We start from the raw sequence: 13,949 nt of genomic DNA on the forward strand, positions 1-13,949 counted from the left end.
ACAACAATGGAAAAAAAGATCAGCTATAAACACCTCATATATCTGCGTAAAAAAGACTTAAAAAATTTCAGAAGAACAATTGAAATGAATATTGACACTGTATTTGGAGACATCCAAAACATACAAGAAGATATTTATAAGATGCTTCTTATTATAAGTACTGAAAAAAGACTCAACATCGATACAAGTACATTTTCATGGAGCATAAAAATTATGAAAACATATGTTGAGATAGCCTATATAACACTGATAGCATTAGACCTAAAACCATATAAAAACCCTTTTAAGAAGCTCAACATAGAATCTATGCTCTTTAGTGAAAGAGAATATTTTGAAGGGCAAGAGGGCTTAAACTTTTTACGAATATTTTTTGGCTTAAAAACTATTGGTAGATGGAATATGTTGATTGATGAAATATTCGCCCTTTCTATAGACAAAAGTCATGTCGAAAATTTAATTGATTCTCATGACTTAATTATTGAAAAGGACTTCCTGCTAAAACTTCCTTTCACACTTTACGCCTTGAATCAAGACAAGACGATTTCTTCTATCGATTTACACCCAAGTTTGTACAGCCGAAACTAGCACAAATAACAATCACAAACCACACACAACAATGGAAACAAAAACACACAAAATCAAAAAGCTTCGGTATCTCGCTCCAGAACACGCAAGCGAACCCAATCGATTTCTTAAGGAGATCGTCCACGGTTGGGGTACCAATTGGTCTCTTAATTTTGGATTTCTATTCAGTTACTCCATGTGTCCGATGTTGGACAGAAACCGTGTCTTCGATTATGGCTTTACCTACCTCCATCTCGCACAGATGATAGAAGCAGCCTATACCATACTTAAAATGCGGAATTGGCAACCGACTTCAAAGAAAAAACTGTTTCAGTATAAAGATATTGGAGAATTAAACGCATTACTATTAGAGAAAGAAAAAGTAGATGCACAACGCATCATCTGCGATTTCTTTGGCTTTATGAGCTTAAGCGGTTGGTACAATTTCCTCGATGAGCTACTTCTATCCAGCGATATCAACAATAAAAGGAAGCAGGGCTATGAAATTGATCAGGAGCTCCTGATAGCCCGCGAATTCATCCTCCTACTTCCCGATGCTCTTCTACAAATCCACAAAGACAATGTAGCATATTTCACCCCTTAATCTTATTGTACATGACAGCAACACTGGAATCTAATTTTGAAATCATTTTCAAACATCTCACCGTCGATGAGATATTCTTATGGACCTACAACCGCAACGGGATAGTACAGACCATCGTACAGGTACATACGCACAATAAGCAACGCAGTAGCGCCTTACGGGAAAGATGCCAACGTGCACTGCAGCCCATGGAAGGCCACTATTTTACCTTCTACAATACCAAAGAAGTGCAGTCCAGAATTAACGATGGACTTGGTCGCTTATACGTCAACTGTCAGCCTAGAAACCGGATTTATGTAAATCCCAACCCGATAAATACAGTAATCCTTCCTGAGCTTAGTTCTGAGGAGCTTCTTCAACATACAAGAGCATATATAAAAAGAGAAAAGGACAAAATTATAGCCTTTATGGAAGGATACCATCTTTATTATAGCAAGGAGAACTATCCCAATGCGGCATTTATGCTCCATCAGGCTTTGGAAATATCACTACGAACAGTACAAAAACTGTTACTAGGTGTAGAGGATCGTTCACACTCCATAAAGCAAAATATAGATTTCGTCAGAGCTTACGATCCAATCTTAGAAGGACTTCTTAGTACCAAAGAAGAGGAACTCGCGGTTCATAAATTAACGGAGTCATATACCTGCTCCCGCTACAAGAACAACTTTACGATGGATCTTCAGAAAATCGCGTTCTGCAAAGACATAGCCGACCGTACAATGACTTGGATAGTGGACTACGAACAGGAGCTACTGCAAGAAATAGAGGAAAAGATTTCATCCATCCAGGAGCCTTATCAACAAACCGACATTATTAAAACCAAAATAGATATGGAAAAGTCAACAAACATCAACAACAACCACCGCGATCTTATCCACAATGCGCTGGAAACCTATGGTCAGGTACATGGGCTGTACTGTTTTGCCTATGTGACACGTCAGGACAGCATGTGCAACCTACTGAATGTACAACAGTCACACCATGAGGTTCATCATTATTATCTCTTCGTTATTATGTCCAATCAGAATAGACCAATTATGGATCTTCAAAACTGTGTTATGCAGTTACTACCGAAGAAGATTAAAGTGACTTTAATCCAAGAGACGCCGGAGCAGGTTGAGAAGAAACTGAAAAAAGGAGACAACTTCCAATCAAATCTCCTACGCACAGCAGAATGCTGGCACACAAAAAAAGAACTTTCCCTTAAAAATGAGGGACAAGTGTTACTCTCAAAAAACTTAGGATATTCAAAATACCTTTGGTCGAGACGTTACCAAAATGCGCACCATCTTATTGACCCTTGGTCAGGAGAAGGATCACACTTTGAAACACTTGATGAAATATGCTCCTACATGTTGGTTCTGGCAATCGAACAAATATGCCTAGGGTTGACAAAACAATTCTTCAATTACATCCCTCCATCAACCAATCTGAATTATCTCCTAGATCTGTGTGACCTCATATATCCAGAAGTCGCTGCTGATTTTCAAAGAAATCGCCTTGAGCAAAGATCATTAATTCGTCAACTTATAAAAGCACAGCAGAAGTTTAGACATTCTACTACGTACGAAGCAAAAGGGGAATACCTACCTGAACTCTATCAACTAACCAAATCATTTATTCAAAAAGCTAATGATTTTGTTGAAGCCTACTTTGAACAACAAAAAGAAATTGAAGAAGCCAATACAACCGAAAACATCGAACAATGTGCATAAACGCCCTGACTACCTTAATTTAGCAACTTCACCGTCCTATCGACCGAAGTGGAGATATCTAGAAGCTTTATAGATTACCCTATACAATTCATAGACCTCTCCACAAGGTCGAGGTGACGTTTACTTTATACTGTCCCACACATTGATAGGATTTTTATTGTAACATAATCACCTTCTCTATACTCCTACATCGTTATTGACAGCATCAATGAACTCTTGGCTGTATTTAGGACATTCTTCAATCATTGCTAACGTATTAATATGATACAAGATACACTTTTCAATCTCAAGCCACCCCCAAATCCTCTTCGGAAGAATCTGTGGATTGCTCTATACGCACCGTATGCTCCAACAGTTCGCCATCACGTATCCGAAATACCTCGAGGATAGAAGGGCATAGCGTAAACCAGTACATAAAAAAATGCCTTAGATAATACTTTATCTAAGGCTATGACAGATATGCTTATTTCTTTGTATTTGTATGGCAAGACTAAAATCCATAAATATCTAACAATGCTGCATCCAACTTGGCTCCCCGCATATTGAAATCTACGATACGCCCTTCTGGATCCAGTAGTATTGCAAAAGGAATACCCTGAATGTTATAAGCTTGAGAAATCTCTCCTTTGAATCCGTTCGGATCGTTGAGCTGTGTCCAGGTCATCTTCTCCTCTTCCATTGCTTTCTTCCAGTGCTCATCCTTTTCATCGATAGAAATGCTGATGATTTTAAAACCAGAGTCTTTATATTTCTCATTGATTTTCACCAGATGTGGGATTTCGCCGCGGCATGGTCCGCACCAAGATGCCCAGAACTCGAGCATACAATATTCGCCCTTTGGTACCAAAGATGATATACTTGCTTTATTACCTTCTGGTGTTAATAACTCAAAGTCTTGGTATTTGGTATGCAAAGCCGTCATTTTAGCCCTTTCGGAAAGTTCCATAAAGCTCGTATAGCGTTCTGTACCGTACCATCCTTTTTTAATGATTTGTTGCAGATCCGTTATCTCTTCTTCAGTCAATTCCACAAACATCCCCAAGAAATTCATTCGCGCTTGGTCATAGGCTACTATCGAGGCTGGATTGCTGTGTATATATTCGAAAGTGGCGGCTTTGATATCCTTTGCAAGAGGTTCCATTGCCTTCGTAAGGCGTATTCCCTCTTCCGTATTATAAATACCATCCATTGTTGGCAGGTGGTACTTTTCCATATATTCTTTATCTAAAGCGGCTATCTGTACTCTTTTCTCTTTTAAAGACTCCTTAAAGGCTGTGTATTCATCTTCCGTTTTGGAACCTCTAACCATAGCTGCCTTTTTTTGCGGAGTATAGTAGTAGGTACTAATGCTATCAATGTGTCCTTCTATTGTAATTGGCGAATTTTCTAAATAAAAATGTGTACTCGTCCAATTTCGAGGTGAAGATTCTTTTCCTTTTGGGGTACGATCGATCACGACACGGTAGTACATGGGCGAAGGCACAGAACCCACAAATTTGAATTTCCCTTTTTTAATCACTGAGCTATCCACCTTAACATCTTCGGCATAATCATTTTTGTACAGATACACCTTGTTACCTTCTGTTTTTCCCGCGATAGTTCCTGTAATTGTATATTTCTCTTGTGCAATGGTAGCAATACTGCATAGAAGTAATGCTGCTGTTATTAATTTGTTCATCTGTATTTTTCTTTTTATTTCTTCGATCAAAAGGCGTCCAAGAAGTAAAGCAGCAAAAAATTTGTAAACTGCACCGTCATTTCGACCTTGCGGAGAAATCTAAAAACTTATAGGAGCTAACTCTTTTTAGTCCATAGATTCCTCCACTACGGTCTGAATGACGTCTACTTTCTTGGTAGACCACTCTCTTCAGTTTAAAAATTCTTTGGCATCCCCGGATTGAGCATCAATACACGTGATGGAATTTCGAACGTGAAACTGTAGTTCGCCGGATCAATACTTAACAGATCTTCATGATCGGAAGACTGTCGTGTAGCTTTTGATCCTAGTCCCAATTTTGCCAGACGTTTCATATCCATCCAACGTGCAGAACTAAATGCCAACTCCCTTCTACGCTCATTAATCACCCAATTCATGACCTCAGCTTTGCTGGACGACACCAATGGCTCATAGGCGTAGTCGGCTATCCGCAAAGCCCTGAGCTCATTAACGATATCCAAGGCACCTCCAAGATCATTATCCTGTACCAGCGCTTCCGCCTGGGTGAGTTTTAACTCGGAAAAACGTATGCCATACATTCCCCAACCGTTCTCTCCACGCATGTAAAGACCATCACCAAGATCATACGCTAGTAACAACAATCTTAGGTCATCTCCTTCAAAAAGATGGAGCAGATCATTGGAATAATACACATAATAATTCATGGTATAATCTGTAGCAGTCCTCAACCAAAGCATTTCTGGATCTTCTTCCTGGCTTGGGTACTCATACGCATTATAATCTAGGATTTCGTGTGGTTCCTGCAGCGCTAGTGTTGCATATTTTTTTGCTTCAGGAAAATCTCCCATATACAGATTTACCCGGGATAATATGGCTTGAGCTACTGCCTTATTAATCCGTACTTTGTTCAGCCGATTCGCATCAAGATAGCCTTCTGCTTCTTTGAGATCATGGACAATCTTATCCATGGTAGCCTGCAAGGTCGAACGATCTGGAGTCTTTGTAGTCACATCCGTATAGGTCACCCAAGGAATACCCGGCAGGCTACCTGCTGTGACTGGATCGTATGCTTTGGTAAAAGCAGTAACAAGTACAAAGTGTGCATTTGCCCGTTCGACAAGAGCTTCCCCCAATAGACGTTTTTTTTGTGCTTCGCTGGCATCGGTTACAGCCATGATATTATTAATAATAATATTGGCGTTATAAATCTGTCGGTATAGCGATCCCCAGATTGCAGGTGTTGCATCATTATCTACATCGATAATTGATTTCCAGAAGTAAGCGTTTGCAATTGGGTCCTGTGCTACCGGAGAATAAGAGGCATTGATATCGTCCGTAGCGTATACCAAATAATCGGGATAACAATCGGTATTGACTGCTGCATTTAATATCCCATTGAATTCCTCAAAACGCTTTGGTATCACAATACCTTTGGGCTCGACATCCAAATATTTATCGCAGGCTGAGAACAAGCTTACTGCGAAAATCAATCCTAATATATATTTAAAGTTCATGTGTTGGTCCATTAAAAATTAGTGTATAAAGAAATACTGTACATCGCCTGCCTCGGCAATGAGCGAGCCCCGGTAGCTCTATTTATGGCATCCGGATCTATACTATTATCACTAAAGGTATACTTGAGCGGATTTTGAATCTGAAAACGAACCATCGTATTAGACAGTTTGAATCTGTTTGTAAAATCTTCCTTTAGCCGATAGGTCAACACGATATCCCGTAACCGTATAAAATCTGCTTTCTTCACGAATTTGTTGGCATACGTATACCCTGTCTTCGCATAGGTATTAAAATAATTGGGTGATCCCACCACCATAAATCCAGGTATATCCGTAGTAGCCTCATCACCAGCCTGCTTCCAATAATTCAATCCTTCTTCTAGGAATGACCTATTGGTAACATAAGGGTCTGGAGCCTGCGTACGCATGACATGGCCACCGTAGTACATTAACAGAAAAGATAGATCAAACTGTCCTAAACTAAACTGGTTGTTCAACCCGATCACATGTCTTGGCGCAGTAGTCCCCATATACTGCATATCTTCGATAGTAATCTCCGTATTTCCTCCACTCGCCGAAGTACTTACCATACGGCGATCGCCGTTCTTATCTATAATTTCGGGCTGCCCTTTCTCATTTAGTCCTACATAGTTATAGGCAAACAATGCACCTATAGGCCTAGTCGCCACATATTCAATCTGTGATACCAAAGGTACCTGAGCCTCAATACCTGTAGGCTGTGCGGTCATTACCTCTTTCACATTATTAAAATTGAAAGAGCCTGTAAGCTGTGTCTTCCACGAGAAACCAGAATGTTGGATATTCGTTGATGTCACTTGCATCTCAAAGCCGTTATTGACAATAGTCGCCGTATTAGCATTGTAGGAGTTGAATCCAGAAGTCGGATCTGAGCTCAATAGACCAATAACATCAGTAGAGTTTTTGCGGTAGTAATCTAAACTTCCTGACAAGCGATATTTCCATAACGCAAAATCCAAACCTACATTGTAGGTGGCTGTTCTCTCCCAACGCATAGAGCTATTTTCTGGTGATAGTACATCGTAATATTTTTCGAACGGAAAATAAGTATAGTTTATATCTGAATTGAGAATAAGGTATTTGCCATTAGCTGATGTTGGTGTATTTCCATTCACGCCATAAGCCGTACGGATTTTCAACAATGAAACCCAATCTAGATCTTTCATAAACTCCTCCTGATGTATACTCCAATTCGCTCCGAGGGAATAAAAAGGTTTGTACCGATATTGTGGATCCGTCCCAAATAAATTGGATTGGTCGGTACGGATACTCCCCGTCAATGCGTAACGGTTCTTGTATAAATAAGTCGCATCGCCATAGAAGGATACAAAACGTCTGTCATCGTAATTTTCACCAAAATAATTTTGGTAACTTACACTAGGTATCGAAGTATTTGGCAATGTGGTATCGAAAGCAGGTTTTTGGCTGGCATTGAACGCCGTAAAGTCGATAGGCGTATATATCAATGTCTGTCCATCATATCCGAATACGGAGGTCAGATAGTTACTGTTTTCGATCCGACGCATCTCAGAGCCTACGACACCAGACAGTTGATGGTCTTTAGAAGGATTGCTGTAGTTAAAATTTAACTGTCCCCGTACGGTATAGCTTTTGATAGATTCATTGTCTCTCGATAGCAGGTCCCCCTTTGGGAGTTGGTCAAATATTGCGCGTCCAGTAACAGGGTCCTTGGATGCCCTATAATTCATTAACCGTCGCATATCAAAAAAGTCCTCCTGCTTCAGGCTATTGAGTAAATTACGTTCATCTTCGTAGACTCCTCCAAAATCAAAGTCTAACCAAGAGGTAATCTTGGTATTCAATCTCGCCTGAAAGCGGACAGCCGAAGTATTGGTGTTATTATTTGCCCTAAAGACATCGGCATAGGGGTAATACAGCTGATCGTAGAGCCCGTTCTCGATGTTCAAATCGTTATTACTGGGGATGATACTCGAAAACCGGCTACTGCCACCGAAGGTATTTACGCCCCATATTACCGGTAATGCATCGCCACGATCATCCACTAATCTTTCATAGGATTGGAAATCGTTGATCCCCACCTGCCGATAAGGACTGTTACTTTTTCGATTTTGATAGGTTCCTTTGAAGTCCAGATACATCAATCGGTTTAAACTATGTGTTGAGGCAAAGTTTAGCAAAATACGTTTGTTATCCGTCTCGATATAATCACCCCGCTCCCCCAGGTAGTTAGCACCTAAGAGATAAGTATGCTTGTCCGAACCTCCGCTCAGGTCAAAATCGACTTGATTAGTCAATGCATTCCTGTAGAATAGTTCTTTATACTGCTGTAGATTATCAAAATTGCCCAAAGCAGCTACCCGTGCGTCCATTTCGGTCTGCGTAATCTTACCTTCCTTGAAATCAAATACGGCCTCATGCACAGGTGTTGACGCCATTAGCTTTCCGGTATATTCCGTCCTTACAGCTGTTTTGTCAATCAAAAGATTGTCCTTTAAGATAGATGCCAATGCTCCTGAACCAGCATAGTTCATATAGCTAAAGTCTGGACGTGGCTGTATCGCTGTGGTTGCACGAAGATTAAACTTTGCTCCCCCCATCTTACCACGTTTGGTTTCGATTACAATAACCCCATTGGAAGCACGTGAACCATAGATGGAGGCTGCTGCGGCATCCTTTAATACGTTGACGGACACGATATCATTAGGATTAATATTCTGTATATCAATCTCGGTAGGGAAACCATCTAATACAATTAATGGTTTGCGTACTGCATCGAATGTGGACACACCGCGGATGGAAAGGTCATTGGACTGGGGATTGTAAACCAATCCAGCCAGCTTACCTTCTAGGTTCTCTAGGAAATCGCCCGTTACCGCAACACGCTGATCATAATCCTCCCGATTAATATTTGCTACAGCTCCTGTCAATTGGGCATCGGTCAATGCGCGGTACCCTGTTTGTACGATCACGACCGATTCATCCAACGCGTATTGTACATCATGGAGAACGATATGGGTCAGGTTAGTATTGACACTCAATTCTTTGGTATGATACCCCAACATGGATACCTCGATATACTTGTCGGCCGGAAGGACACCGATAGCAAACCGCCCCTGTTCATTAGTGGCAGAAGCCCGAAATGTACCTTTCACACGCACCGTGGCATTATGTAGCGGAACTCCTTCTTTGTCAAATACAAATCCAACAATTTCTTTGGATTGCTGTTGACTTGTTCCTCTTTTCAGAATAATGGTATTATCGATTATCTCGTATTGGATAGGTAAGTCTCCGATCGATGTGCTCAGCACCTCTCGAACGTCCCTCTGCTCAAAACTAACATCTTGAGCCCGCATGGAGCGTATGAGTTCATCTTCATAAACGAATCTATAACTAGACTGTCGTTCAATTTTCTGAATCAGCTCCTTAAATGATATATTCTTGGCGCTAACATTGATCAACTGTCCATACACAGCAGCCTTAGTCTGCAAAAGTGCAGCTCCAATAAGGACACATACTAAATGGATTTTCATTAGTATTCCTCTTTTGTAATTCATAAATTTGATTGGTTTTGTTAGTTATTTAGTTCTCACGACATAGTATTAAATATTGACAGCCATCGAGGTCAGATATGTTCGAGCATATTTGGCCTCTTCTTTTGCCTATCAATGGTTAGTTATTGTTATTTAATAATTATTTTTCTTCCTTCGATTTTAAAACTTAAAACATCTGTAGCCTCTAATACCGCTACAACCTTAGTGAATGTTGAATATCGTGGGATACTTCCTGTAAAACGTTTTTCTTTTAGATCTTCACGCTCAAATTCTACCTCTAGATTGTACCATCGCCCAATATCATTCATCAGTTCTTCAGCAGTTTTTTCATTGAACACGAATTCTTTATTCACCCAATCGACCTGTTGTTTCTCTCTCGATGTGAGCAGTAGTTCATTTCCTTTGTTGACGACTTGATCTCCTGGTTTCATCATAATCTCCTTACCCGTTCCATTATTGCTCACCTTGACACTTCCACGCAATAATTTGGTCGTGGTCTCCGTCTCGGAAGCATAAGCTTTAATGTTAAATTGTGTTCCCAACACGGTTACTTTTTGATTCGCCGTACTCACAATAAAAGGTTTATTTGATTTTTGAACATCAAAAAAGGCTTCCCCAAAAAGATCAACTTTTCTCTCATTTTTATTGTAGCCTGCCAATAATTTCAACTCGGAATCAGCATTCAGCTTTACCAAAGAACCATCCGGCAACGTAACCTCAAACTCAGCTCCTCTCGGAGTTTTTATCACACTGGGCTCGATCTCCTCACCTCCATTTTCTAGCTCTCGAATCTGTATCCCTCCCGTAGCCAGCTTTATAATCTCCATTCCTCCTTTATTAAGTCTAGCACCAACAAGCATAGCCTTCAAATCGACTTCCTGCCCATTATCTGTACGCAGAACGGCTGTCTCCTCTCCCGGCAGAATGCTATCGATAGAAACCAATTGCTGCTGTGTGTCTTGAGTGGTATTCCTCATAAGGTAAACGCCAACTATAAGGGTCAATATCGCAGCGGCAGAGGCAATCTGCTTCCACACAGGAGTTAGTTTTCGGACCTTATACAACTGCTTTATCTCTTCGCGTCCCTGCGTATAATGGTCCTGTAAAATATCCTGATCGATTGACTTAGGTTTTTCTCCAACAGCGAGATACCAACGTTCTACTTGTTCTCTCTCCTCTTCAGAGACATTGCCCTCGTTATATCGCTTTAGTAAATCTTGGAAGTTGTGGTCCATAACTTGTCTTTTGAGATAAGACAGGTAGCTCGGACAAGGGGTGTAGATATTTTTAGAAAAAAAGTAAATTAATTTTGGATCGTATGATTTTCAAGGCATTAACAATCTGTCTTTTTACAGTTTTATCGGAGATATTGAGCTGTTCGCCTATTTCTTTATGGCTGAGATGTTCAAATCGGCTCATCTCAAATACCAGTCGCATCTTCTCGGGAAGGAGGTCTATTCCCTCTTCGATCTGCGCTTTCAACTCTTTCTCGAACAGATAGCCCTCAACGGAGCTGTAGCTTTGCTGCTGATCCAGACTTTCTAAATAGCTACGGCGTACATTTTTCTTTTCTAAAAAGTTAAGGACCCTGTTCTTCAAAAGCACATATAGGTATCCGGAAAAATTCTGTAACTCTCCAATAATCTCTCTTTTCTGATATAAAGCCGTAAATGTGTCCTGGACCAGATCCTTAGCTTCCTGCGCATCTTCTACCTTGCGAAGGGCGTGTACATATAATATAGGAAAAAAGCGTTCGTAAAGCACATCAAAAGCAACATTGTCTCCATTTTGAGCCAAGGAGAACAAGTATTCGTCGCTATATCCGCTATAGGTTTTCATTGCTTTTGAGGAAATGCAGTAGGTAAAGATAAGGAATGTTCCTCTTTATGGGTATATACATTATAGGGGTATACCCATTTGGCAAAGATTTTAGCAATAATACTGGCGATCAGCAAAGGGATAAACAATTGTAAACCGTTAGGAACGACACTCATGATGATAAACAAAGCCGCAAACGGTGCATGTATAGCGGCAGAGAGCATCGCCACAGCACCAAACAGTGCAAAATTAAGCAGGATCAGCTCTGTACCGAACCAATGGTTGCACAGTTGAGCAAATAACATCCCAAGGAAGGCTCCCGCAACGATACTCGGTGCAAAGACGCCACCGTCTCCACCAGCACCCAGTGTCAATGATGCGGCCAGCGGCTTAAGAAATAGCAATAGTAATAAAGGAAGCCATGTCAGTTGGCTCATCGGATGGAGCTGTCCCCAGGTGAGCAATTCATGCAGCCCAGCATAACTGTCGCCATAGAGCTGAGGTAGGAAGAAGATTAAAGCACCTACCGTTATCGCCCCTAGGTTGACTCGGATAAAGTTGCTTTTGATCGCGCCAAAATAGTGCTTGGCATAGATGACCAACTTGGTGAAATAAAGCGCCAAAATCCCTCCCAATATCGCCAACAGAAATATATAGGGCAAGGCTGATAGGTTCCAGTGTGTCACCTCAAAAGGCAAGATCGGCTTACTATCAAAAAAATAGACGAATGCATAGGCCAAAATCATCGACACCATACCGCTGAATAAAAGTGTTTTGCTAAACCGGCGTGCGATGACTTCAAAAGCAAAGAGCAAGCCACCTATTCCACTTCCAAACAGTACGGTAACACCGGCAGTAACTGCAGCACAGATCAGCTCGGTCTTAAACGCCCAAGCAGAATGTACCCGCTTATAGGCCTGATTGCCTACTGTCGCGGTAGCGACCACCGTAGACACCTCCACTCCGGTCGATCCCCCAAAGATGACTGTCAAAAAACCATTGATAAAATGAGACGGGATCTTAAAGAACGGCAGGTGATCTTTTCGCGTTTCTAACGTGGTATAGATCTCCTTAATCCCTTTGTTCTTACGATTCTGAAACACATACTTGCGTAGAAAGTAGATGCTTGTAATCCCGATTGACGGCAATAGAATAAATAGAGCGACCTGTTGTCCCTGAATATAATGATAGATATAGTGTTGAAAAAACTCGGTCAGATGTTTTAGACTAAAAGCCAATATACAGGATATTAGACTAACAAGGACGACGGAAAGAAAAAGCTTGAAATAGTTGTAACGAATGACACGCTTCCGAAATGTTTGTTGTTTTAACATATTGCGTTGAAAATGACCGTGCAAAGTTAAAACTTATTAGGGACTTTTTTAAAACTGTGTCAACGTTATCTGCTGTTCTACGTACACAAACCTGGATATAGTCTGCATGACCGGCACGTATTCGTACAGCGGTGTTTCTTCCGTCCGTAGCGCAATGGACAGTTCAATTTCTTCACAATGGGGTGCAAAGGTCTGCTCAACGATATCCACGGTGTTATTCTCTCCGGACAGATGCCCTAGGATAAGGTGCCGGAGTCGTGGGCTTCTGTTTTCTAACAGTAACTCCAGCGCTTCTCTATTAGATATATGCCCCCAACCGGAACTGATCCTATTTTTAAGGTAATAAGAATAACGTCCTGTACGCAACATCTCCTCGTCATAGTTGGACTCCAACAACAATACATCCGAGTGCTGTATGACATGCTTCACGTTGTCACAACCTCGCCCTAAGTCGGTTAAGATGGATACATTGGTCGTACCATCAGTAATCACAAAGCTACAAGGCTCTTTGGCATCGTGATATTTGGGAATACCGATTACGGTCAGCTCTCCGACGGCGGTTCGCGCATCGGCATGGATGATATGTACCAAATGCTCCGGCAACCTGAGCTTGGTTCCTTTGTATGTTCCCTCTGTCAGATAGACTGGTATTTGGTACCGCTTGCAGAATACAGAAAGGCCCCGGATATGGTCACCATGTTCGTGGGTAATGAAAATAGCCTTGATCCCAACAGGAGATAAGCCCAACTTGGCCATACGTAGCTCCACATGCTTGGTATTGATTCCTATATCGACCAATACGACATCCTCTCCCTTGGCTACATAGTAGCAGTTCCCGTTCGACCCTGAAGCTATTGCGGCATATTTCATATGTATTTAATTATCTTCGATGAGCTCGCAAGCTCGGTTTGTCTTTTATCTGTCATATGGAATATCCAAATTACATCATTGGTGTTTGCGCAGTTCTGCTACATAGATATTTCATATGTATTTAATTTTTTCTTTAATGGCCATACGGAATACTCATGGGTGTTTGTGTTTCGCTAAACATGAGTATTTCATACCCACAAAAGTAAAGAAAAAAGCCTTAGCTTGTTACGCTAAGGCTTTTGTTCCGACTTGAAATAACCGAATAGCAGCTTATAAA

Annotated in this window: 11 protein-coding genes; 3 read left to right on the top strand and 8 right to left on the bottom strand. The window is 41.1% G+C overall.

The features are described 5' to 3' along the window. The first annotated feature begins 6 nt into the window (after positions 1 to 6). The 3 genes from JKG61_RS15880 to JKG61_RS15890 are packed head-to-tail and all read left to right on the top strand — an operon-like array spanning position 7 to position 2,886. The gene (locus JKG61_RS15880) at positions 7 to 585 is read left to right on the top strand and encodes a hypothetical protein (RefSeq protein ID WP_202103936.1); all 579 of its coding nucleotides are present in this window, start codon (positions 7 to 9) and stop codon (positions 583 to 585) included. A gap of 31 nt (positions 586 to 616) precedes the next feature. After that, positions 617 to 1,168: a hypothetical protein gene (locus JKG61_RS15885; protein ID WP_202103937.1), complete on the top strand. Its 552-nt coding sequence runs from the start codon at positions 617 to 619 to the stop codon at positions 1,166 to 1,168. Between the two features lie 11 nt (positions 1,169 to 1,179). Continuing rightward, positions 1,180 to 2,886 (top strand): HEPN domain-containing protein, encoded by a 1,707-nt coding sequence (locus JKG61_RS15890; RefSeq protein WP_202103938.1) that lies wholly within the window; start codon positions 1,180 to 1,182, stop codon positions 2,884 to 2,886. Positions 2,887 to 3,172: 286 nt separating this feature from the next. Here the strand turns inward: JKG61_RS15890 and JKG61_RS23115 are convergent, their stop codons facing one another. The 8 genes from JKG61_RS23115 to JKG61_RS15925 all read right to left on the bottom strand — a co-directional run bounded on the left by JKG61_RS23115 (position 3,173) and on the right by JKG61_RS15925 (position 13,672). Further along, positions 3,173 to 3,301 carry a hypothetical protein gene (locus JKG61_RS23115; protein ID WP_262896207.1) on the bottom strand — a complete coding sequence of 43 codons (129 nt, stop codon included), beginning with the start codon at positions 3,299 to 3,301 and terminating at the stop codon, positions 3,173 to 3,175. 75 nt (positions 3,302 to 3,376) lie between these two features. After that, entirely contained in the window at positions 3,377 to 4,564 is a 1,188-nt protein-coding gene (locus tag JKG61_RS15895) for a TlpA disulfide reductase family protein (protein WP_202103939.1), read from the bottom strand. Positions 4,565 to 4,758: 194 nt separating this feature from the next. Next, positions 4,759 to 6,078: a RagB/SusD family nutrient uptake outer membrane protein gene (locus tag JKG61_RS15900; protein ID WP_202103940.1), complete on the bottom strand. Its 1,320-nt coding sequence runs from the start codon at positions 6,076 to 6,078 to the stop codon at positions 4,759 to 4,761. A gap of 11 nt (positions 6,079 to 6,089) precedes the next feature. Then, positions 6,090 to 9,653, bottom strand: coding sequence for a SusC/RagA family TonB-linked outer membrane protein (locus tag JKG61_RS15905; protein ID WP_202103941.1), 3,564 nt, complete (start codon positions 9,651 to 9,653; stop codon positions 6,090 to 6,092). Positions 9,654 to 9,778: 125 nt separating this feature from the next. Continuing rightward, entirely contained in the window at positions 9,779 to 10,885 is a 1,107-nt protein-coding gene (locus JKG61_RS15910) for a FecR family protein (protein WP_202103942.1), read from the bottom strand. 52 nt (positions 10,886 to 10,937) lie between these two features. Beyond that, positions 10,938 to 11,489 carry an RNA polymerase sigma-70 factor gene (locus tag JKG61_RS15915; RefSeq protein WP_202103943.1) on the bottom strand — a complete coding sequence of 184 codons (552 nt, stop codon included), beginning with the start codon at positions 11,487 to 11,489 and terminating at the stop codon, positions 10,938 to 10,940. After that, positions 11,486 to 12,802, bottom strand: coding sequence for a chloride channel protein (locus tag JKG61_RS15920; RefSeq protein WP_202103944.1), 1,317 nt, complete (start codon positions 12,800 to 12,802; stop codon positions 11,486 to 11,488). Before JKG61_RS15920 ends, JKG61_RS15915 begins: the two co-directional genes overlap by 4 nt. 48 nt (positions 12,803 to 12,850) lie before the next feature. Then, a complete protein-coding gene (locus JKG61_RS15925; protein WP_202103945.1) occupies positions 12,851 to 13,672 on the bottom strand; it encodes an MBL fold metallo-hydrolase in 822 nt (273 codons plus the stop codon). Positions 13,673 to 13,949 lie beyond the last annotated feature (277 nt).

Origin of the sequence: Sphingobacterium faecale, from assembly GCF_016746095.1 — a bacterium.
GTDB classification, from domain to species: domain Bacteria; phylum Bacteroidota; class Bacteroidia; order Sphingobacteriales; family Sphingobacteriaceae; genus Sphingobacterium; species Sphingobacterium faecale.